Consider the following 23,515-nt stretch of genomic DNA (forward strand, 5'->3'; position numbering starts at 1 on the left):
TGCGCGCGGCCGTGCCCTGCGCACAATGCCGAAGGTGATGAAATGACAAGCAGTACAACCGAGTTCGATAAGACTTCGGCGACTGAACCGGTGCCGCAAGGACTGCGGCGGGTCGTTGCCGCGTCCATGGCGGGCACCGTAGTCGAATGGTATGAGTTCTTCCTCTACGGCACCGCTGCGACTCTGGTGTTCAACAAGGTGTTCTTCGCCAAGGGCACCAGTGATCTGGACGCGATTCTGGCGGCCTTCGTCACCTATGCCGTCGGCTTCGCCGCGCGTCCGCTGGGTGGCCTGGTATTCGGCCACTTCGGCGACAAGTACGGCCGCAAGAAGCTGCTGCAGCTGAGCCTGGTCCTGGTGGGTGCCGCTACCTTCCTGATGGGCTGCCTGCCGACCTTCGCGCAGGTGGGCTACCTGGCGCCGGCGCTGCTGGTGGCCCTGCGATTCCTGCAGGGCTTCGCGGTCGGCGGCGAGTGGGGTGGGGCGGTGCTGCTGGTCGCCGAGCACAGTCCCAGCCGCAGCCGGGCCTTCTGGGCGTCCTGGCCACAAGCGGCCGTACCCGTCGGCAATCTGCTGGCGACCGTCGTCCTGCTGGGTTTGACCTCGACCCTCTCTGACGCGGACTTCCTTGGCTGGGGCTGGCGCGTGGCCTTCTGGCTGTCGGCGGTGGTGGTACTGGTCGGCTACTACGTGCGCACGAAGATCACCGACGCGCCCATTTTCCTTGCCGCGCAAGAGATCGCCGAACAGGAGAAGGCCACCTCGTTCAGCGCTCTCGAGGTGTTGCGGCGGTACCCACGCGGCGTGTTCACCGCCATGGGCCTGCGCCTCGGCGAGAACATCATGTACTACCTGGTGGTCACCTTCTCCATCACCTATTTGAAAGTGCACGTCGGCGCGGACACCAAGGTGATCCTGTGGTGGCTGCTGGTCGCACACGTCGCGCACTTCCTGGTGATTCCGCTCGCCGGGCGGCTCAGCGACCTACACGGCCGACGGCCCGTGTATCTGCTCGGCGCTGTTACCGCGGCGAGTTGGGGCTTTTTCGCCTTCCCGATGATGGATTCCGGACACAATGCGGCGATCGTGGGAGCGATCGTCGTCGGCCTGGTGTTCCACGCCTTCATGTATGCCGCTCAGCCCGCGATCATGGCCGAAATGTTCCCGACTCGGATGCGCTATTCCGGTGTGTCCCTTGGCTATCAAGTCACCTCGATCGTCGCCGGTTCGCTCGCGCCGATCATCGCGGTCCGACTGCTCGACATGTACGGCTCCTCGGTACCGATCGCGATCTACCTGGCCGCAGCCGCCGCCGTCACAGTGATCGCCGTGCTTTGCGCCCGCGAAACCAAAGGGATCGATTTGGCCGAGGTCGACCGCGCCGACGAACGCACCCGCAACAAAAATTGGCCACACTAGCTTTTCCGGGCTTGGCTGAGCGGGCGGCCGACGGTTCGCTCCGCGAGGGTGGTCAGCGGCAATTGTGCTTCGGGTACGGCTCGGGCGAGGAAGGTCGCGACCGGCGTGCGTTCGGCGATCGACTTCTCGTCCAGGACAGGGTCGTGGTCGTGGTCGTGCGCCGGCTGGTCGGCCAGACGTGCCAGGGCCTTGGCGGCTTGGGCGTGCATGTCCGGCTCAGCGGCCAGGGCTGCCAGGATTCGGGGTTGCCAGGTCCATGAGGTGGTCGTGGGACACCGGCACGGCGGTGGTGAAGACGCGCGGCATCTACCAGGTTCGCGCGCGTTGAACGCGGCGTGCCCGCAGCGAACACACGCCACAGCCGCTGCCCGCGTCGGCATCACCCAATAGACCGGCATGGGGTGGTGTCAGTAGCGTCCGGCGGTGTGAGCGAAGCAGTCCAGGTCCCTGGTCCGGTGCCTGCCGCGGCGGCGGTCCGGTGGCGGACTTCGCCGGTGGTGGTGTGCGGCGCCGGAGCCGTTATCGGTGTTCTCGGCGGGCTGATCGGCCTCGGCGGCGCCGAGTTCCGGCTACCGCTGCTGATCGGGCTGTTCGGGTTCGCCGCGTTGCAGGCGGTGATCCTCAACAAGGCGATGAGCTTGATCGTAGTGATCACCGCGCTGCCCGCGCGCCTGCTGTCGGTGTCCCACACCGACATCGCCTCGCACTGGACGATCGCGGTGAACCTGCTCGCGGGCAGCCTGATCGGTGCCTGGCTCGGCGCGGGCTTGGCCACGCGCATGCACTCGCGCACGCTCTACCGGGTGCTGGCCGGACTGCTGATCGTTATCGCAATTGCGTTGGCCGCCAGTCACATCGGTCATTCCGGGACGGTGGCGCTGCCGCCCATTGTTCGAATTCTGGTCGCGGTGGCGGCCGGTATCGGGATCGGTGTCGTCGCCGCGCTGATGGGTGTCGCGGGTGGCGAGCTGCTGATCCCGACGATCGTGCTGCTGTTCGCCGTCGACATCAAACTCGCGGGCAGCCTCTCGCTGCTGGTATCGCTGCCGACCATGCTGGTCGCATTCGCCCGCTACAGCCGCGACCAAAGCTTCCAGGTCGTGCGCGGCAACACCCGGTTCGTGCTCACCATGGCGGCCGGTTCGATCGCCGGCACCGTCCTCGGCGGACTGCTGCTCGGCATGTTCCCCAGCCTCGCCCTCATCCCAGTCCTGGTTGCCCTGCTGGTGATCTCCGCCGTGAAGGTCTGGCGGCACCAGTAGCCCAACCCGTCGACATTCGTGGACATCTCACGACGACGCGCACGGTGTGCCGAAATTGCGACGGGAACCGGGCGGCGCGGACGCGGTCTTCGCCGTCGTGGGCTTGCGGGCGGCGACCTCGCGTTGCAGGCAGCTCGGGCATCGCGGCCCGGTCCGCAGCCCACCGGTCGATCGGACGGCAGCCCAGGCGCCGGGTGCTGACGCTGGTTCGCCCGATCCAGCCAGCCGGTGAGCTGGGCGTTGAAATCATCCCGGTGAAGGGTCCGGTTGGGCAGGAACGATTTGCGGCACGTGGTGCAGCGTGCATGGCCAAGAGCAGGCCCGCCACGATCGCCATCGTGGCCGCAGGTTGCACCCACGACAGTCGGGAGTCGGATCGCAGCAACGAGATCGCCAGGAATGTGGCTGCGCCGCAGGCGAACAGAAAGGTAAGCACCCTCGCCGGACGCTGCGATTTTGGATTCGAGCACCGTCCAGTCATTGTGCGCCAACAGATCCGGGATCGTCGGGTGATCGAGGGTGAACGTGCCCTTCGATGCCGTACTTATGGCTGGTAGGTGAGCATGTAGGTGCCAGCTCCGCCGACGGCGCAGAGTGTGGTGGTGCAGGGGTGCCAGGCGACCCCGACAACGGGTCCGGCGAAGCGCAGGGCACAGCGACAGCGAGCGTCGGCGACTCGCCACAGCCGCACGGTCCCGTCGTTGCTCGCGGTGGCCACCAGCGTGCCATCAGGGGAGAACGCGCAGCGGTCTACCCAGCTTGCGTGGCCGGACAGGACGGCGCGTTCGGTGCCGTCGGCGACTCGCCACAGTCGAATGGTTCGGTCGTCGCTGGTCGTCGCGAGCAGTGTTCCGTCCGGTGAGAACGCGCAGTCGTTGAGTAGATCGCTATGGCCGGTGAGCACCGTTCGTGTGGTGCCGTCGGCCACCGACCACAGGCGCACGGTGCGGTCGCTGCTCGCGCTCGCGAGCAGCGTTCCATCGGGGGAGAACGCGCAGTTTCTCACGATGCCGGTGTGGCCGGTCAACACTGCTCGCTGGGTGCCGTCGGCAATGCGCCATAGCCGCACGGTGCAGTCGCTGCCGCTGGTGGCGATCAGCGTTCCGTCCGGGGCGAAGCTGCAGCCGCGCACTGAGCCGGTGTGGCCCGCCAGTGCTGCCTGCTGGCTACCGTCGGTCATCCGCCACAGCCGGGCCGTGTGGTCGTTGCCCACTGTTGCCAGCAGGCCGCCATCGGCGGAGAACACGCAACGGTTCACCCGACCGTCGTGGCCCGTCAGTACCTGCTGCCTGCCGGTCGCGAGGTGCCTGAGCCGCGCCGCGTATTCATCGGTGGTGGCGAGCAGGTCGCCGTCCGGGGAGAACGTGCAGGTGTTCACCCGAAGACGGCCGGTCAAGGCGGTGACCTCAGCGCCTGTGGTGACCTGCCAGAGCCGGGCGGTCTGGTCGTTACCGGTTGTCGCCAGCAGGGCGCCGTCTGGAGAGAAGGCACAGCCCCACACCCAGCTGGTATGGCCGGTCAGTGCTGCGCGCTCGACGCGTGAGGCAATCTGCCACAGTCGCACTGTCCGCCAGCTCGTAGCCGCGACCAGTGCACCGTCGGGAGAGAACGCACAGCTCCACACCCGCTCATGGTGACCGATCACTGCCCCGCACGGCGCCGCGTCGGCGACACGCCACAGCCGCACCGTCCCCTCGTCGTCACCGGCGGCCAACAGCTCGCCATCCGGCGAGAAGGCGCAGCACCACGCCCCACCTGCGTGACCGGCCAGCACGCTGTGCTCGGTGCCGTCGCCGGGCCGCCACAGCCGCACGGTGCCGTCGGTTCCTGCGGTGGCGAGCAACGTGCCGTCGGGTGAGAACGTGCAGTGTTTCACCCGGCCGGTGTGACCGGTGAGCACCGCGTGCAGGGTGCCGTCGGCCACCCGCCACAGGCGGGCGGTGCCGTCCTGGCTGGTCGAGGCGAGCAGCGCGCCGTCTGGGGAGAAGGCCACGGAGGTCACCCAATCGGTGTGGCCGTGCAGTAGTCCTTTCGAGGTACCGTCGCTGGCCTGCCACAGCCGTACCGTTCGGTCCTCGCTGGCCGTCGCCAGCAGTGCGCCATCCGGAGAGAACGCGCACCCCCAGACACCGCCAAGGTGGTCACCGAGCACCCGCGCGGTGGTTCCGTCGGCGATATTCCACAACCGTGCGGTGCCGTCGTCGCTCGTCGTTGCCAACACGGTGCCGTCCGGGGAGAAGGCGCAGCTGATCACGCCGCCGATGTGGCCGGTCGACGCCGTCGCCTCGCCGAGCGCCGCCGCGGGTGGGCTGTTGGTCGTCGGCGCCGCCAGCTCCAGCCGTGGCCGGGGCAGGGTCGAGCGGTAGCGGTCAACGACATCCTCGAGTCCGGTGATACCGCGCAGCCAGCTGGCCAGGGTGGCGCCGAGCGCGGCCGGTGGGTCGATCGGGCCGAGCAGGTGCCCGATCCGGCGCAGTGCCTCCCGTAATGCGTTGGTGGTGGGTGTGTCCACGAGCGCCAGGTCGGCCTCGACCGTGACGGCCGAACCGAACCGGAGGGTTTTGGCCTCCGCCCACCGCAGATCGCTCAGCAACGCGACTAGTTCGTCGTCGCGGCCCGCGTGATGGAGGTGGTAGGGCACGTACCGCCACAAGTAGTCGGCATCGGCCGAGAGCAGCCACCATGGCGGGCAGGTGTCGGGCTCGTGGCCGGGCAATTGCCCTGCGGCCGCGTCGACCAGCCGTGAGTGCGCGGCAGCATGTTCGGTGGCGCTGCGGCGGGTCCGTAGGTAGGCGCGCATGACATCGTGCACGACCAGCCGTGGCCCTGGCGGGTCGAGCCGGTAGTCGGTCACCAGGCCCAGACTCGCCAACTCCTCGCACGACGTCTCGACCGAGCCACCGGTCCACAACAAGCCCAGCACGGTCAGTGGGATATCGACGTCTTCAGGGAAGATGGCCAGGTCCAAGCAGCGCTGCCGGTCCGCGGGCGTGAGCAGGGCGAAGCTCGTTTCCACGGTTGCCGCCACCGCTCGGCTGCGGTCGTCGGCGCGTGCCGGGTCGAACGCTGCCGGGCCCTCGGCACTCAGCCGGTACACGATATCTTCGGCCGCCAGCTCGACTGGCTGTCCTCGGGCTATCCGGCGGCGCAGTGCGGCGTTGATCAGGTTGAGCAGCACTGGCCACCGCCCGGCTAGACTCGCCAGCCGCTCGACCATGTCCTCGGGCAGCCCGCTCACGCCGTCGGCGATCAGCTCTCGCGCCTGATCGCCGGACATGGCATCGACAGGAATGTGGGCCCCAGTCGGTGGCAGGAGATCGGGAATGCGGGTGGTGACCAGGCGCGTGCACGTGCGTCCGCCGAACCGGAACGGCCGCAGCTGACTCTCCTCCCACACGTCATCGACCACCAGCAGCACCGGCTCGCGCGCGTCGAGCAAGCGGCCCAGCTCTGCCCCGGCGGCGTCGGGGTCCGAAATCGCCGGGCGCTCACCACCAAGGGCGGTTGTCAGGTCGTTGATCCGTCCGGCGAGATTCGCGCCACGGACCTCCTGCCCGAGCGTGACCCACAGCAGCCCGCCCGGATACCGCCGCTCGACCTCGCGACGATGGCACGCCCAGGTCGCCAACCTGGTCTTGCCGAACCCGCCCGCGCCGTGCAGCCCCGTGCTCAGCCCCACCTCCGAGGTCCCCGGTGCGGTCAGTGCCGCGACGAGTCGCTCACCCAGTTCGGGACGTTCCACCATACGATCCAACGGCGGCGCCATCCACGGTCGACGCCGAACATCTGATCGGCCCGCATCGTCCGATCGGTTCCCCGCAAGCACCAGCACCAGACCTAGCCCGGAGACCGGAAGTGCCAGAATATTTGCCCACCCGGCCACCTTGTTCACATCGTCGGTGGCCACCGCCCACACCGGCAGCGCCACGCACACCATCAGTACGGCCAATCCGAGCAGGATCCACCCCAACCGAGCGCGCCACGACATCCCCGCCCATCGCGAACGCCGACTCATGGATACATGGTCCGCCTATCCCGGTGGCCACCAACAGGTCCCTGAGGGACCCGAAACAAATTCAGGTGGAGATCTCAAACCGTTCGCGCCTTCCCACCCTCAGGTCAATAACCATTCCCAATCCCAGCGACCGATGTCCGAAGGGGACAGACACCGGCCTCAACTACGACATCCGGCCACTGACACCGATGCACTCACCGCCGCACCCGGATCTACTCTGCGGATCGAGCGACGCTCTTTTGGATCGCTGTCTGGATGACGCGGAGTCCTTGCTCGAGCAGAGCAGTCTTGATCCGTCGGGTGCGTTTGTGGTCGCCGCCGTTTGCGGTGTCGATCGTCAATGATCGGTCGCGGGTGTGTGGGCCGCGGGGGCTCGCCTCGACGAACAAGCACGCGGCCCGGACCGGTCGGTGAGCCAGGCGTGGCGAACCCGGGCAACGTCGCGTCCGTCCCTGAACGGGCGGGACCCCCAGCCTATTTGCGGCCCGCCGCCCATTGCAGGCCCCATTGGTAGGCGCGGTCGAGGTCGGCCTGGTTACCGGTGATGTATCCGACTTCGCGTTGAACGGTCAGTCCCTGCCCGGTGTTGGTCAGCAATGCGATCGCGCAGATGCGCGCGCCGGTGACCGCCGAATCCAACCGGACTTCGACCTGGGGGCCCGAGGTCGGATACATCGTGACGACTCCGTCGACCGCGGCCCAGTTCGCCGCGCCTTCGTAAATCATCGCGAAGATCAGTACCCGCCGAAATGCTTCCGGCCGTTCGAGATTGATGTGCAGGTTCTCCCCACCGATCGCCGCACCGGTGCGGTCATCGGCGTCCAACGCGATATACGGTGGCTTGTTCAAGGCTCCGAAGCTGTTTCCCAGGGCCTGGATAACGCCCTTGGAGCCGTCGGCGAGTTCGTAGAGGCACCCCAGGTCCAGATCGATCCCGCGATCGGCGCCGGTCAGTTTCGCCAGGAATCCTTTCTTGGGTGGCGCTGCGCTGGTCCAGTTCAGGTTCACCCGCATCACGCCTTGGCGCTCACCGGATTTGGTGAGCGTGACAGTGCGCTCGGTCTTGGTGAGGGTCAGCTTGTTCAGGCTGACCCCCGAGCCGCGCGCCGACGGCTTGGCGCCGGAGGAGTCCGGTCGCTTGTTGTAGTCGATACCCAATGTGTGCCGCCTCTCCAGTCGAGTCTGCGCCCGGTTTCAGAGGTTGACGCCGTAGTCGCGGGCGATACCGGCCAGACCTGAGGCGTACCCCTGACCGATCGCCCGGAACTTCCACTCCGCTCCGCTGCGGTAGAGCTCACCGAAGACCATGGCAGTCTCGGTCGAGGATTCCTCGGTCAGGTCATAGCGCGCCAACTCCGAACCCGTCGCACGGTCCACCACCCGGATGAACGCGTTACGCACCTGTCCGAACGATTGCTGACGGGCATCGGCATCGTAGATCGACACCGCAAAGAGAATATTGGTGATGCTCGGCGGAGTCGCGGCCAAATCGACGTTGACGACCTCGTCGTCGCCCTCACCCGCACCGGTCAAGTTGTCGCCGAGGTGCTCGATCGCGCCTTCCGGGGAACGCAGGTTGTTGTAGAACACGAAATGCTTGTCCGACACCACCTTCCGGTCCTCACCGGTCGCGATCACGCTGGCATCCAGATCGAAATCAGCGCCGGTGGTCGAACGCGCATCCCACCCCAAACCCACCGACACCGCCGTCAGATTCGGCGCCTGCTTCGACAGCGACACATTGCCGCCCTTGGCCAAACTCACACTCATGACTGATCACTCCTCCACTAGTCGGTGACAAACCATGCGGTCTGCCCGACCCCGGATGTCAGCACCGGGGCATATTTCGCATACCCCACACCTCCAGCATCAGTCTTCGATATGGCTAGCGGGGTCGACGCGTGTGACAAGCCGGGATCGGCTTGCTGGCCGGACAGATCGGAGGGGCATGTGACCAGCTCGTTGCTGCCTAGATCGTGGTAGTGGTGATCAACCCATATGCGCCAGAACGAATCTCGGCGACTTGCATGATGCGCCGACACACTGGCCGCAGCCATCGAATCCGCCCTCACCGACACCACCTACCGCACCAACGCCAACCATCTCGCCGAGCACTGGCCACCGAAGACGGTGCGGGACAGGTGCTCAGCGCGGTCGAGCAACTCTGCTGCTGACCTGAGAGGGGTCAGGCGGGTGTGCGTCGGCTGCCATGGCTCGGGCTCGTCGCAGTCCTCGCGAAGGCCTCGCGGCGCACCGGCCAGATCGCCAATCCTTTACGCCCACTTCGAGAACTCGGCGACCGCCATCACGATGCCAACGTTCTCGCTCACCTCGGCGACACCTACTGTGCCGTCGGCGACCCGCAGACCGCCCGCGATGCCTGGCGACAGGCCCTGGACATTCTCGACAGTATCGGCGTTGTCCGGGCCGACAAGCCTCGGCTATGTCGACGCCGACCAGCTCCGCATGAAACTCACCGACCTCGACCGAGCATGAGCAGTCCAGCTCCACACCGGACCACAAGCACGAACACCACACGGGCGCTCGGCCGTGACCTGCCTGCTCTTGTGGTCAACGACATTGGCCCGTCCGCCATTGCGGATCTGCATCTCCCACTCGGATCCGGGCCGAGTACGCCCGACGGCGCGAACACCTGTGCCTTGTATCTTCGGCGAGGTGACCTGGTCTTCGGCCGAAGGCATGTCCCCGATCGCCACGTCTATTTCCGTGACATCGTCGGCTGGTCATGGATCGGAGCGGTCTGCCAGCGCGGATTGTGATTGTGCTGCCTGCAATGCTCGGAACTCGGTTGGTGAGGTACCGAAAGTCGTCCGGAAGGCGCGGGCGAAATGGGCTGGGCTGCTGAATCCCCATCGGGCCCCGATCCAACTCACCGGCTGATCGCGCATCGTTGGGTCGAGCAGGTCATGGCGGCACCGATCCAGGCGTCGGCGGCGGATCCAGTCGGATACACCGGACTGCTGGGATTCGAACAATGTGTAGAGATTGCGGAGCGAGATGTGGTGTGCGGCCGCGATAGCGGCTGGTGAAAGCTCGGGGTTGGGCAGCTCGCGTTCGATGAACCCGAGGATGCAGGCCAGCAGTGCTTGCCGTCGGGAGTCGACGGGCACGGCATCGGTTCGATCGAGGCGAGTGGCGACTGCCATGGCAACGAGGTCGAGCAGGGCCGCGGCGGCGCGGGTTCCGTCGAGTCCGTCGCAGGATGCTCCCTGACGGGCCAATTGCAGGATGAGTGGGCTGACCAGAGCGCCGACACCTTGGTTGGTCGAGATCGCGAGTGCAGCGGCCTCAGCTATGTCGGATTCGGGGATCGGAAGCAGCGCCCGGGGAAAGATGAGGGCGACGAACCGGATGTCGGATGAGCAGGACCAGTGGCAGGGACGGGACATGTCGACGAACGCGAACCGCCCTGGTTGCAGTATGGTCTGCCGGTCGTTCTGCTCGAGCATCAGGTGTCCGCGCACTTGGATGTCGAGCTTGCAGTGTTCGGGATCCGACCGGCGGATCAGCTGGGGTGTGCGAAACCCGTCGCCTGCGGGCAAGGTCACATCCAGCACCTCGGCCGCTCCGACTGGGCTGGCCTCGATCCGTGCGTCGAAGTCGTGATTGGGGAATCGGACGTCGATCGGCGTCAGCAATTCGTGCATAGCATGCTGGCAGTACTCTTGCCGAGCGGCGACCGGCTCGTCGGCTGCGTGGAAGATCTTGGTGCCCATGGCATGCCTCGCCGTACGATCAGCGTCTTGGGATATGGATTATAGGCCGATCGTGCGAGTCCGTTAGGCGCACCGGCGCTCTTCGCGGCCCGCCGGTTTCTCCGTCTTGCTGGTTGTCGGTATGCGGCCCGTTGCTGATGTGTGTTGTCGCACGGTGGGCCGTGGGTGTCCGCACCGCGGTCCTCGATCACGTACGCAGACACGCTGATCGAGTTTGTGGCGTGGCTGTTGTGCAGGATCAGTCAAGAAGTGTGCGTGCTGTGCATAGCGGATTCGACGTCGTGCGAGAGATATTGAGGCATCCGCTGTTGCGAAGGGAAGGAGCTGTAGCGACGCGGGAGCACGCCGACCGGAGATGTAGAAGTCTGCCCGGCTGTCAAAAGTCTCCCAGGCCCTTCCGGCTGAGGAGAGTGAGCACATGTTCAACAGGAAATACAACATCCCCTTAACCGTCGGATGGCTGGTTGCAATTCTCTTCTCGGCCTGCGGTATCGCCGGTTAGTGCGCGGGACAATATGGCGGCCGAACCATTGAGCATCCGCGTACCGCTAGCGCCGACGTTGCTTAATGAAATGCTTTCTTCTGAGGGGTACAAATGATTGACAGAGCCGCGACCACTGGGTGTGGCGAGGCGGCGATCGATCGGATCGAGACCAGCGAACTGGGAGCGCTGGCGATCGAGATGTTCGACGCGGTGCGAGCGGAGGCGAAGCGCGATCACTTGGCAGGGCCGTTCGCCAGGGCGCCGATGCTGCTTAAAGACGTCGGCGCCACCTGCGCCGACGCGCGGGCGACCATGGGTTCGGCCTTTCTGAAGGGGTTCATTCCGCCGCACGACAGCGAACTCGCGGGGTACCGATGACCTACGACGCCGATATACGCGACGTCATCTCACGCACGCGTGAATATTGGGACCTCGAGTACTTCGCGGCCTGGACCGGCGCCGTGTCGGGAGGCGTCGATATCGGTGCAGCACGGCTCAGGTTCGAGCACGACGAGTGTATGGCGAAGATCAACCGCATGGAGGAGCGGCTACTGCAGTTCACCGAGGGCAGTGACGTCGCGTTCGGCCGACTGATCGAGGAGCTGACCGCACATCGTGAGCGGATGAAGACTCTGCACGAAGGAGGTGATCTCGGCCTGCTGCACACCCTCCTCAGCGGCTGGACCGGATCAGCAGCCGAGAACTTCCGGATCCACGGCGGGGCCGAGTTCCCGCAGAATTGGGCGAATCAAGTCACGTATCTGAACGGCCTCATCGCTGCCGCCGGAGGCTGGGACGGATTGGTCTCCTCGGCCCGTCGAAGCGCGTATGACATCGCCGAACTCGCCAGCGAGAACGACAGCGGCTCCGGCGGGGCCCGCAACCTCGTCTTGATCACCGCGGCCGTCCTCGCCGGTATCGCTGCGCTCGAAATGCCCGCCCTCGCGGCGGCGACGATCAGCGTCGTCGGCTCGCTACTGGGGTCATATGCCCCGGACGAACCCCCACCGGAGAATACCGAGTACGACGTCCACGGTTGGGGTCTCGAGCGAATCACACGAGCCGTCGATGCCCTCGACGAGCTGCTCGAGGAGGTCGGCCACACCCGAACCGCCCTGTACAACACCGTGCACAGCGTTTTCGAAACCATTCCCCCCGAGGAGATCACGCTGGGTAGCACGAGGACCTACAGCCAGCGTCCATACCAAGAAGACGGTGCCGTAGTCGCCGTTGACATCGCAAAGCTGCGGTTGGCGGGACAAGATGTATTCCCGCACTTGGCGGTGGGGTTCGAACTCGCATATCGCGATATTCGCGATAGTGTCGATGCGTGGGGCCGGGCGGCGTTCAACACTCCTTTGATCGGAGCGGGCAAAGCCCAATGGGACCAGCTCAGCGACACCCTCCTCGACTGCATCCGTGACTCCCGCGACTACCTTCGCCGCCTCGGCGATCACTTCACCGAGGCTGCGGCGTTCTACTATGAAAGCGAAGAACAATCCCGCGCCGCAATCGACCGCGAGTACGAGAGCCGGCAAGCGGAGTGGGTTGCACGTGACCGAACCGAAGAAGCAAACCTCGAAACCCTCGCGCCGGACCGCTTGCCACGCCCCGATATGCGCGACAAGGAAAACCTCAGCTAGTAACCGCCCGGTGTCAGGCAAGACATGAGCGGTCGCCAGCATCGACGTAGCTGCCGCGTGCCCATGGGGTGCATCGCTCTTTTGGGTCGCTGTCTGGATGGCGCGCAGAGCAGTCTTGATCCGTCGGATGCTTTGTGGTTGCCGCAGTGTGCGGTGTCGATCGTCAATGATCGGTCGCGGGTGTGTGGGCCGCGGGGCTCCTCGACGAACCAGCACGCGGCCCGTCGCTGGTGACACGGGACTCGGATGTATCCGCCGCTGGTGACGGCTGCCGTGGTCACACGGACGGATGAGTAGAACACCGGAATCGGTGTCGGCTACTTCCAGGCGAATGGCGGGGGAGCACCCTAGCGCTGTCAGGATGTGCTTGTCAGCGATTCGGCCAGGTTCGCCCGAGGACGACACGCCGTAGCTGAGATCGCCGTCAGCTACCCGGACAATCTGGGCAGTGGGTACCGGACAGTGGATCAATTCCGGCGGCGGCGCATGTGCGGTGTTCATTCGCACCCGGCTCGGCGAATCTCTCGGGCGTCATCAGAGAGGTGGGTGCCGCCGGATCTGACAGAAGTATGCGCAGCTCAGCATGGGTAGCCACGGGCCAGGCTCAGGGGGTGCGACTGCTCTCCGAGGCGTGGCATGAACAGGCGTCACCACTGCGGTGAATCTGTGCGCGAGAGGGGACTTGAACCCCTACGTCCGTGGACACCAGAACCTAAATCTGGCGCGTCTGCCAATTTCGCCACTCGCGCGTGATGGTACGACCGTCCAAACTCTACCGGGCTTGACCGACTTCGCGAAGCTCCGGGCGGGCGTGGCGTACTGGTCAGTAACCCTACCAGGGATTATAACGATTAGATAACTGTCAACATGAGGGGCGCTCATGTTTCCTACGTGTTAGTAACCCGGTGGACCAGCGCGTTCAAACATGAGGAAGGGTCACGTTTGCCTTCATTCTGGTACGCCCGTACATGAATACTCGGCGGTAGAGGCCTAGGCGACGAGCAAACGTGAGGCTTTCCTCATGATTTTGTGCCATCCTCGCCGTTATCAGGCCCCAACGCTGAGGAACACCTGCGCACCGGAGGGAGCGGCGTGTCTCGGAGGGCATGTCGCCAGGAGAAGGAAGTCGAATCGTCTTGACGATCAACGAGAGCACCGAGACCGGTACCGGACCGAGCGCGAAGGTGGTCGCCGCCGCCCAGGGGGGCGGGAACCGATCGCCGCTGTTGGATCGCCTGCTGAGCGGGACGCCCTACGCGCTCGCCTTCGGCGGACAAGGCGCCCAGTGGCTCGATGAACTGGAAGAGATCGGCCGCGACAGCGCGCTGGAGCCCGAATTGACCGCATTGGTCAACGAGGCGGAAGCGCTGCTGGAACCCGTTGCGGCACAATTGCTCGTGGTCCGCCCCGTCGGCTTCGACCCGATCGGGTGGATGCTCGAGGATGAACTGGTCGACACCGATCAGGGTGAGGTTTCCGCGGCCCCGTCGCCGCGGGTATTGCGTTCGGCTGCCGTGTCGATGCCCGGCGTGCTGCTCTCGCAGATAGCGGCGATGCGTGCGCTGCGGCTGCAGGGCCTGGATCCGACCCAGCACGCGCCGGTGGCCATCGTCGGCCACTCGCAGGGCAGGCTGGCGGCGACCGCGGTCGAGGCCGGTGGCAGGCGCGACGCCGAGCTGCTTGCGGTGGCGCAATTGATCGGTGCCGCAGCGGGTCTGGTGGCGCGGCGCCGCGGCTTGATGCCGGTGGGCGAGCGCTCGCCGATGGTCGCGGTGTCGCACGTCGACCCGGCACAGCTGCGCGCGGTGGTGGCCGAGGTATCCGAAGGCGTCGATCCGGCCGCGGCCGCGGTGGTGTCTATTCGCAACGGACGCAGGCGCGCGGTGCTCTCCGGTACACCGGCACAGCTGGAGCGGGTGCGGCAGCGCTGCGCGCAGATCCATGACGAGCAGACCCGCGAGCGCGACACCAAGGTACGCGGCGGCGCCATCTTCGCTCCGGTCTTCGAGGACGTGGCCGTGGACGTCGCGTTCCATCACCCGGCGCTGGCCGACACGGTCGATCTGGTGACCTCATGGGCGAACCAGTGCGGGCTGGACGCGGCACTGGCGGGCTCGCTCGCGCAGGAGATCCTGGTCGATCCGATCGACTGGGTGGAGATCGTCGACGGCATGGTTGCCGCGGGCGCGCAATGGATTCTGGACCTCGGCCCCGGCGATCTGCTGTCCCGGTTGACCGGCGGCTCGCTGAAGGGCACCGGCGTCGGCATGGTCGCCGCCGCGACCAGGGCGGGGCAGCGGAGCCTGCTCACCCCGGGCGCCGCGCCGGAAACAGCCGCGCCGTGGACGGCGTTCGCGCCGCGTCCGGTGCGCCTGCCGAACGGGCGGATCGTGGTGGAGACCGCGTTCACTCGGCTCACCGGTCGTTCGCCGATTCTGCTGGCGGGCATGACACCTACCACCGTCGACGCGAAAATCGTTGCGGCGGCGGCGAATGCGGGACACTGGGCGGAGCTGGCCGGTGGTGGCCAGGTGACCGAGCAGATTTTCGCCGATCGGGTCGCCGAGCTGAAGACACTGCTGCAGCCGGGTCGCGCGGTCCAGTTCAACTCGCTGTTCCTCGACCCCTACCTGTGGAAGTTGCAGCTGGGCGGCAAGCGCCTGGTGCAGAAGGCCCGCGCCGCGGGCGCACCGTTCGACGGCGTCATTGTCACGGCGGGCATTCCGGAGCTCGACGAATCCGTCGCGCTGATCAAGGAACTCACCGAGGTCGGCATCTCGCATGTCGCGTTCAAGCCGGGCACCGTCGCCCAGATTCGCGCCGTGCTGCGGATCGCCGCCGAGGTGCCGGACTACCCGGTGATCATGCACATCGAGGGTGGCAAGGCGGGCGGGCACCACTCCTGGGAAGACCTGGACGACCTGCTGCTGGAGACCTACGCCGAACTGCGCAACCACGAGAACGTCGTGGTCTGCGTCGGTGGCGGCATCGGAACCCCCGAGCGCGCAACGGAATACCTGACCGGCGAGTGGGCCACCGCGCACGGCTACCCGGTGATGCCGCTGGACGGCGTGCTGGTCGGCACGGCCGCCATGGCGGCGCTGGAGGCGACCACCGCGGCCGAGGTGAAGCAGCTGCTCGTCGACACACCCGGCACCCCCGACTGGGTCGGTGCCGGCACCGCGTCCGGCGGAATGGCCTCGGGCCGTAGCCAATTGGGCGCCGACATCCACGAGATCGACAATGCCGCCTCGCGGACCGGCCGACTGCTCGACGAGGTCGCCGGTGACGCCGACGCCGTCGCCGCACGCCGGGACGAGATCATCGCGGCGCTGAACGCCACGGCCAAGCCGTATTTCGGCGATGTGGCGTCGATGACCTACCTGGACTGGCTGGAGCGCTACATCGAGCTCGCGGTCGGCCTGGACCGCCGCAAGGACTTCGACTGCGGCAGCGATATCGGCGACGCGATCACCGAAGCCACCCGTTCGGTGTGGCTCGACATCACCTGGCGCGACCGTTTCGCGGAAATGATGCGCCGCACCGAATCTCGCCTGCATCCCGCCGATCGCGGCGAGATCCCGACGCTGTTCGCCGCCGACGAGGACTTCGAGAACCCGGTCGGCGCGCTGTGCAGGCTGAAGGAGCAGTACCCGGTCGCCGAGCGGACGCTGCTGCATCCGGCCGACGTCCCGTTCTTCGTCTCGCTCTGCAAGACCCCGGGCAAGCCGGTCAACTTCGTGCCGGTCGTCGACGCTGATGTGCGCCGCTGGTGGCGTTCGGATTCGTTGTGGCAGGCCCATGATCCGCGTTACTCGGCCGACCAGGTGTGCGTCATTCCCGGCACCGTCTCGGTCGCCGGCATCACCCGCGTCGACGAGCCGGTCGGCGAACTGCTCGACCGGTTCGAACAGGACACGGCGTACTCGCTGGTGCGCGCCGGTGTGGTGCCGGTGGCGATCGACGCCCGCCGGGTCGCGGGCGTGACCACCGGGCCGATCGACACCGTGCTCGCCGCGCCGGACATCGAATGGTCAGGGCGCACCACCGTCAACCCGGTACACCGGCTCGGTGACCTGGCCGACTGGACCGTGGACGGCAAGGGCGCGGTGCACCCGCCCAGCGGGGCCACGCTCACCGAGACCACCGGCCCCGAAGGCGACAACGCCTATGTTGAACTGACCGTTCCGCTGTTGGGCAGCAACGTGGTTCGCATTCGCATCACGGTGCCGACCGCCACCTACAACGGCGGCGCTCCGGTCGTCACCGAGGCCGACGCGCACGACGCGATGACCGCGATGCTCGCCGTCGCCGCCGGGCAGCCGCTGCCCGAGGTGAAGGGCAAGGTCGCCCACCTCAACATCGCCTGGACCCCCGATCTCATCGCCGACCACGCCGGGGTGACCGGCTCGGGCCTGCCCATGGCGCTGAGCACGCTCGGCCGCACCGTCCCCGACGTGCTGGTCGGCGCCTGCTGGCCCGCCGTGTTCGCCGTTCTCGGCGCGGCGCGGGCGGCCGACGGCGCGAGCGTCATCGAGGGCATGCTCGACCTGGTCCACCTGGACCACCAGATCGAGCTGGCGGGCGAATTGCCCACCAGCGCGAGCGTTCTCGCGGTGCGGGCGGAGGCGGGCGAGACGCTCGACACCGACCTCGGCCGCGTCGTCGAGGTGCGGGTGCGCATCGCGGGCATGCTCGACCGCCCGGAAACCGGGCTGTCCATGCCGACGGTCGCCACCCTGACCGAGCGTTTCGCCATCCGCGGCCGCAACGGTGCGGGCGAGCTGACCGATCCGCCGCGCGCGGCGGGCACGCTGTCCGACGCCGCCACCGACACCCCGCGGCGCCGTCGTCGCGACGTCACCGTTGTCGCGCCGCGCAGCATGCACGCGTTCGCCGCGGTGTCCGGTGACCACAACCCGATCCACACCAGCGATGCCGCCGCCAAGCTGGCCGGTCTCGGCAGCCCGATCGTGCACGGCATGTGGCTCTCGGCCGCGGCGCAGCACGCGGTCTCGGCGGTGGACCCGGAAAGCACGGTCCCGCCCCGGACCGTGACGGCGTGGACCACCCGTTTCCTCGGCATGGTCCGTCCCGGCGCGGAGATCGACGTGCGCGTCGAGCGCATCGCCGTCGACGCGGGCAGCGAGATCGTCGAGGTCTCCTGCCGGACCGCGGGCGATCTGGTGATGACCGCGACCGGGCGCACCGCCGCGCCGAAGACGGTCTACGCGTTCCCCGGCCAGGGCATCCAGCGCAAGGGCATGGGCCTGGACGCGCGCACCCGTTCGAAGGCCGCCAAGGCGGTCTGGGAGCGGGCCGACAAGCACACCCGCGAGGCGCTCGGCTTCTCCATCCTGGCCGTCGTCCGCGACAACCCGACCTACCTCAAGGCCCGCGGCGTCGAGCACCGGCACCCGGACGGCGTGCTGCACCTGACCCAGTTCACCCAGGTCGCCATGGCGGTCCTCGGTGTCGCCCAGGTGGCCGAGCTGCGCGAGGCCGGTGCCTTCGTCGAGGGCGCGATGCTGGCCGGACACTCGGTCGGTGAGTACAACGCGCTCGCCGCGGTCGCCGGAGTGCTGCCGCTGGAGGCGGTGCTCGAGGTCGTGTTCCAGCGTGGCTCCGCGATGCACGAGCTGGTGCCGCGGGATGCCAACGGCCGCAGCGACTATCGGATGGCGGCCATCCGCCCCTCGCAGATCGGGCTGCCCGACGACGAGGTGATCGACTTCGTGACCCGCATCGGCGAGCAGGCGGGCGAGTTCCTCGAGGTCGTCAACCTGAACTTGCGCGGCTCGCAGTACGCCATCGCGGGCACGGTGGCCGGGCTCGAAGCACTGGAGGCCGAGATCGACCGGCGCCGTGCGGAATTCGGCGGTAAGCGGGCGTTCATCCTGGTGCCCGGCATCGACGTGCCGTTCCACTCCACGGTGCTGCGCAAGGGTGTTCCGGAGTTCCGGCACAAGCTCGAGCAGCTGCTGCCCGAGGATCTGCACCCGGAGATCCTGCTCGGCCGCTACATTCCGAACCTGGTGCCGAGGCCGTTCTCGTTGGAGCGCAAGTTCATCCAGGAAATCGCCGACCTGGTGCCGTCGGAGCCGCTCGCCGCGGTTCTCGCCGACTTCGAGGCGTGGTCGGCGCGGCCGGTCGAGCTGTGCCGGGTCGTGCTGGTGGAACTGCTCGCGTGGCAGTTCGCGAGCCCGGTGCGCTGGATCGAGACGCAGGACCTGCTGTTCACCGACACCGCGCACGGCGGCCTCGGGGTCGAGCGGTTCGTCGAAATCGGTTTGGGCGCAACGCCTACCGTGGCGAACCTGGCCACTCAGACACTGAAGCTGCCCGCGTTCAGCGGCGCGACGGTGGAGGTGCTCAACATCGAGCGCGAGGCCGCGATCGTCTACGCCACCGACACCGATCCCGCGCCCGTCGACGAACCCGCCGACGAGCCGATCGAAACCGCGTCGGCCGCAACGCCTACCGCCGCTCCGACGGCGGCTCCGGCGCCCGCACCGAGCTCCGGCGGACCGCGCCCGGACGACATCGCGTTCACCGCCGCCGACGCCACCCGCGTGCTCATCGCGCTGTGGACCAAGCTGCGGCTGGACCAGATCGGCCCGGTCGACACCATCGAGAGCCTGTGCGACGGCGTTTCCTCGCGGCGCAACCAGCTGCTGGTCGACCTCGGCACGGAGCTGTCGCTCGGTGCCATCGACGGTGCCGCCGACGCGGACATGGGTGCGCTGTCGGTGACCGTGGAGCGGCTTGCCCGCACCTACAAGCCCTTCGGCTCGGTGCTCTCCGATTCGATCGGCGACCACCTGCGCAAGGTGTTCGGTCCGTCCGGCAAGCGGCCCGCCGCGATCGCCGAGCGGGTGAAGAAGGTCTGGGAGCTCGGTGACGGCTGGGCCAGCCACGTCACGGCCGAGGTCTCGCTCGGCACCAGGGAAGGTGCCAGCGTGCGCGGTGGCGACCTCGGCGGGCTGGTCCCCGGCGCCCTCGGCGATGCCGCCTCGGTCGATGCCGCCATCGACGCCGCCGTCCAAGCCGTCGCCGCGCGCCGCGGTGTCGCGGTGTCGCTGCCCTCGGTGGGTGGCGGCGGCGGTGGCACCGTCGACGCGGCCGCGCTCGGTGAATTCACCGAGCAGATCACCGGCCGCGACGGGGTGCTCGCCACGGCCGCGCGGGTGGTGCTGGAACAGCTCGGCCTGACCGAGCGGGTGTCCGCGCCGACGGCCACCGACGACTCGCTGGTCGACCTGGTCTCGGCCGAATTGGGTTCGGACTGGCCGCGTTTGGTCGCGCCCGCCTTCGACGCACGCAAGGCCGTGCTGCTCGACGACCGGTGGGCCACCGCCCGCGAGGACCTGGCCCGGTTGTGGCTCGGCGACGACGCCGAGACCGCGGAACTGCCGGTCACCGGCTTCCTGGGCGCGGGCGAAGCCGTTGCGGCGCAGGCCAACTGGTGGCGCGAGCGGGCCAAGCACGAGGCCCGTTCGGTGCTGGCCGGTGTGTACGAGCGCATCGCGACGGCGGCGCTGAGCACCGAGGATCGCGGCGTCTGGTCCGCGGATATCGCGGTGATCACCGGTGCCAGCAAGGGTTCCATCGCGGCGGCCGTGACCGGGCGGCTGCTCGGCGGCGGCGCGACCGTGGTGGTCACCACGTCGAGCCTGAACGACGACCGCCTGAGCTTCTACCGGAAGCTGTACCGGGACAACGCCCGCCACGGTGCCGCGCTCTGGGTGGTGCCCGCGAACATGGCGTCCTACCAGGACATCGACGCGCTGATCGAATGGGTCGGCACCGAACAGGTCGACAATGCCGGTGGCGCGAAGATCAAGACCAAGGACGCGATGACGCCGACCCTGCTGCTGCCGTTCGCGGCGCCGCGGGTGGCCGGTGACCTCGCCGACGCCGGAGCCCGCGCGGAAATGGAAATGCGCGTGCTGCTCTGGTCGGTGGAGCGGCTGATCGGTGGCCTGTCCGCCCTCGGCGCCGACCACGACGTCGACGCGAAACTGCATGTGGTGCTGCCGGGTTCGCCCAACCGCGGCCTCTTCGGCGGTGACGGCGCCTACGGCGAATCGAAGGCCGCGCTCGACGCGGTGGTCGCCAAGTGGCGGGCCGAGAAGTCGTGGTCGACCCGGGTCACCCTGGTACACGCGATGATCGGCTGGGTGCGTGGCACCGGCCTGATGGGCCACAACGACCCGATGGTCGCGGCCGTGGAGCAGGCAGGCGTACACACCTGGTCCACCACCGAGATGGCCGACGAGCTGCTCAAGTGGTGCACCTCGCGTGCCCGCCAGGTCACCACCGCCGGCCCGCAGCAGATCGACCTGACCGGCGGATTGGCCAGGGCCAAGCTGGATCTGCCCGCACTGGCCAAGCAGGCCGCGGAGCAGGCAGCCGAGGAGGACGTGGCAGTCGATGCGGCGGCCACGATTCCGGCGCTGCCGGCGCCGCCGACCATGTCGTCGGTGCTTCCGGTGCCCGAATGGGGCACGGTCACCACCGATCTCGCCGACATGGTGGTCATCGTCGGCGCCGGTGAGCTCGGCCCGTACGGTTCGGCGCGCACCCGGTTCGAGATGGAGGTCGAAGACCAGCTCTCGGCCGCAGGCGTGCTCGAGCTCGCCTGGACCACCGGCCTGGTCACCTGGGAGAACGACCCCAAGCCCGGCTGGTACGACGCCGAAACCGGCGACTACGTCCCGGAACACGAGCTGGCCGACAAGTACCACGACGCGGTGGTCGCCCGCTGCGGCGTGCGCCGCTACGGCGACGACGGCGCCATGATCGACAACAGCGCGCCGCTGATGACGTCGGTGTTCCTGGACCAGGACCTGACCTTCACCGTCGGCGGCGAGGCCGAGGCCCGCGCCTTCCACGAGGCCGACCCCGAGCACACGGTCATCGTGCCGGTGGCGGATTCGGCCGACTGGACGGTGACCCGCAAGGCGGGCACCGAGATTCGGGTACCACGCCGCGCCAAGCTGTCGCGCACCGTCGGCGGCCAGATCCCCAGCGGCTGGGATCCGACCATCTGGGGCATCTCGGCCGAGATGGCGAATTCGGTGGACCGGGTCGCGCTGTGGAACGTCGTCTGCACGGTGGACGCGTTCATCAGCTCGGGCTTCAGTCCTGCCGAACTGATGAGCTGGGTGCACCCGAGCCTGGTCGCCAACACTCAGGGCACCGGCATGGGCGGCATGTCCTCGATGCGCTCGCTCTACGTCGACAACCTGCTCGGCGAGTCGCGGCCGAACGACATCCTGCAGGAGGCGTTGCCGAACGTCGCGCTGGCCCATGTGGTGCAGTCCTACGTCGGCAGCTACGGCGCCATGGTGCACCCGGTGGCGGCCTGCGCCACCGCCGCGGTGTCGGTGGAAGAGGGCGTCGACAAGATCCGCCTCGGCAAGGCCGAGCTGGTCGTCGCCGGTGGTTTCGACGATCTCGGCATCGAGGGCATCGTCGGCTTCGGTGACATGTCGGCCACCGCGGACTCGGCGGCCATGCGCGCCAAGGGCATCAGCGACCGGTACTTCTCCCGCGCCAACGATCGCCGCCGCGGCGGGTTCGTGGAATCGCAGGGCGGCGGCACCGTGCTGCTGGCCCGCGGTGACGTGGCGGTGGAGATGGGTCTGCCGGTGCTCGGTGTGGTCGCCTTCGCGCAGTCCTTCGCCGACGGCGTGCACACCTCCATCCCGGCGCCCGGCCTCGGCGCGCTCGGTGCGGGGCGTGGCGGCCGCGAATCCCGGTTCGCCGCCGAGCTGCGCAAGCTCGGTGTCGGGCCGGACGATATCGCCGTCGTCTCCAAGCACGACACCTCCACCGCGGCCAACGACCCGAACGAGTCCGAGCTGCACACGCGGCTGGCCACGGCGATCGGCCGGTCCGAGGGCGCACCGCTGTTCGTCATCTCGCAGAAGAGCCTGACCGGACACGCCAAGGGCGGCGCGGCCGCGTTCCAGCTGATCGGCCTGTGCCAGGTGCTGGAAAACGGTGTGGTGCCGCCGAACCGGAGCCTGGACTGTGTCGACGACAAGATGCAGGCGTACCCGCACCTGGTGTGGGCGCGCGAGCCGCTGCGCTTCGGCGACCGGTTCTCGCTCAAGGCGGGTCTGCTGACCTCGCTCGGCTTCGGACACGTCAACGGGCTGCTCGCGGTGGTACATCCGGAGGCGTTCATCCAGGCGATCGACCCGGAGCGGCGCGAGGAGTACCAGCGCAAGGCGCAGCAGCGTCAGCTCGCGGGGCGGCAGCGGTTCAGCGAGGCCATGTGCGGCGGGGCACCGCTGTACGAGCGTCCGGCGGACCGGCGGCTCGGCGGCGACGGCACGCCCGCCAAGCAGGCGCGTCAGCTGGAAGCCGACGTGCTGCTGTCCACCGCGGCTCGATTGAACGGCGACGGTGCGTACCGTGCCGACGGCTTCGGTTGCGGCGCCGGACAGCTCGCTGCGGACGGTTCGCGCGCGGGCGACCAGCGCACGTCGTAGGCTCCCCGCCTATGACGATCCTCGGTATCGGCCTGGACTTGGTGACCATCTCCGAGTTCGCCGAACAGCTCGAACGCGCCGGAACCACGATGCTCCGGGAAAGTTTCACCGCGGGCGAGCGGCGCTACTGTCAGAGCAAGGGGACCGATCCGGCGCGTAGCTACGCGGCGCGGTGGGCGGCGAAAGAGGCGGTGCTCAAGGCATGGGCATCGTCTCGCTTCGCCCGCCGCCCGCAGATCGGTGACAATCCGTACCCGCTGATCGAAGTGGTCAACGACGCGTGGGGCAGGCCGAGCATCAAGCTGCACGGCCTGGCCGCCGAATTCCTGCCCCGCGCACGGGTTCACCTCTCGCTGACCCACGACGGCGACACGGCGGCCGCCATGGTGGTACTGGAGGACCCCGGTGAGCTGGCGGACCTGATCGAGGGCCGCGAAGGATAAGGCTGACCAG

Annotated in this window: 12 protein-coding genes and 1 tRNA gene; 7 read left to right on the forward strand and 6 right to left on the reverse strand. The window is 67.8% G+C overall.

The window, feature by feature from the left end; all coding sequences use genetic code 11:
• Positions 1-42: 42 nt before the first annotated feature.
• On the forward strand, positions 43-1,419 hold the full coding sequence (locus tag KV110_RS08305) for an MFS transporter (protein WP_281427756.1): 1,377 nt from the start codon (positions 43-45) through the stop codon (positions 1,417-1,419).
• On the opposite strand, the gene KV110_RS08310 is transcribed toward KV110_RS08305, so the two are convergent.
• Positions 1,416-1,628, reverse strand: a complete 213-nt coding sequence (locus KV110_RS08310) for a hypothetical protein (RefSeq protein WP_218474854.1) — start codon at positions 1,626-1,628, stop codon at positions 1,416-1,418. The genes KV110_RS08305 and KV110_RS08310 overlap by 4 nt on opposite strands.
• 216 nt (positions 1,629-1,844) lie before the next feature.
• On the opposite strand from KV110_RS08310, the gene KV110_RS08315 reads away from it, so the two are divergent.
• Together KV110_RS08315 and KV110_RS08320 are read left to right on the forward strand one after the other, a co-directional pair.
• The gene (locus tag KV110_RS08315) at positions 1,845-2,681 is read left to right on the forward strand and encodes a sulfite exporter TauE/SafE family protein (protein ID WP_246634404.1); all 837 of its coding nucleotides are present in this window, start codon (positions 1,845-1,847) and stop codon (positions 2,679-2,681) included.
• A 194-nt stretch (positions 2,682-2,875) separates the two neighbouring features.
• A complete protein-coding gene (locus tag KV110_RS08320) occupies positions 2,876-3,238 on the forward strand; it encodes a hypothetical protein (RefSeq protein ID WP_218474855.1) in 363 nt (120 codons plus the stop codon).
• On the opposite strand, the gene KV110_RS08325 is transcribed toward KV110_RS08320, so the two are convergent.
• The 4 genes from KV110_RS08325 to KV110_RS08340 form a co-directional block, all read right to left on the reverse strand.
• Positions 3,226-6,696 carry an NB-ARC domain-containing protein gene (locus tag KV110_RS08325; RefSeq protein WP_218474857.1) on the reverse strand — a complete coding sequence of 1,157 codons (3,471 nt, stop codon included), beginning with the start codon at positions 6,694-6,696 and terminating at the stop codon, positions 3,226-3,228. The two genes, KV110_RS08320 and KV110_RS08325, sit on opposite strands and share 13 nt — an antisense overlap.
• Positions 6,697-7,170: 474 nt before the next feature.
• Positions 7,171-7,854, reverse strand: a complete 684-nt coding sequence (locus KV110_RS08330) for a TerD family protein (protein WP_218474859.1) — start codon at positions 7,852-7,854, stop codon at positions 7,171-7,173.
• A 36-nt stretch (positions 7,855-7,890) separates the two neighbouring features.
• A complete protein-coding gene (locus KV110_RS08335; protein WP_218474861.1) occupies positions 7,891-8,466 on the reverse strand; it encodes a TerD family protein in 576 nt (191 codons plus the stop codon).
• A gap of 974 nt (positions 8,467-9,440) precedes the next feature.
• Entirely contained in the window at positions 9,441-10,433 is a 993-nt protein-coding gene (locus KV110_RS08340; protein WP_218474862.1) for an AraC-like ligand-binding domain-containing protein, read from the reverse strand.
• Positions 10,434-11,028: 595 nt separating this feature from the next.
• Between KV110_RS08340 and KV110_RS08345 the strand changes: the two genes are divergently transcribed.
• Positions 11,029-11,295 carry an amidase family protein gene (locus KV110_RS08345; protein WP_218474864.1) on the forward strand — a complete coding sequence of 89 codons (267 nt, stop codon included), beginning with the start codon at positions 11,029-11,031 and terminating at the stop codon, positions 11,293-11,295.
• Positions 11,292-12,560 carry a hypothetical protein gene (locus KV110_RS08350; protein WP_218474866.1) on the forward strand — a complete coding sequence of 423 codons (1,269 nt, stop codon included), beginning with the start codon at positions 11,292-11,294 and terminating at the stop codon, positions 12,558-12,560. The genes KV110_RS08345 and KV110_RS08350 overlap by 4 nt, the downstream gene beginning before the upstream one ends.
• Positions 12,561-13,227: 667 nt before the next feature.
• On the opposite strand, the gene KV110_RS08355 is transcribed toward KV110_RS08350, so the two are convergent.
• Positions 13,228-13,309 (reverse strand) — tRNA-Leu (locus KV110_RS08355).
• Between the two features lie 387 nt (positions 13,310-13,696).
• Here KV110_RS08355 and KV110_RS08360 point away from each other — a divergent pair.
• Positions 13,697-23,062 (forward strand): type I polyketide synthase, encoded by a 9,366-nt coding sequence (locus tag KV110_RS08360; RefSeq protein ID WP_218474867.1) that lies wholly within the window; start codon positions 13,697-13,699, stop codon positions 23,060-23,062.
• An 11-nt stretch (positions 23,063-23,073) separates the two neighbouring features.
• Positions 23,074-23,505: a holo-ACP synthase AcpS gene (gene acpS / locus KV110_RS08365; protein WP_218474869.1), complete on the forward strand. Its 432-nt coding sequence runs from the start codon at positions 23,074-23,076 to the stop codon at positions 23,503-23,505.
• Positions 23,506-23,515: the final 10 nt, after the last annotated feature.

Origin of the sequence: Nocardia iowensis, from assembly GCF_019222765.1 — a bacterium.
GTDB classification, from domain to species: domain Bacteria; phylum Actinomycetota; class Actinomycetes; order Mycobacteriales; family Mycobacteriaceae; genus Nocardia; species Nocardia iowensis.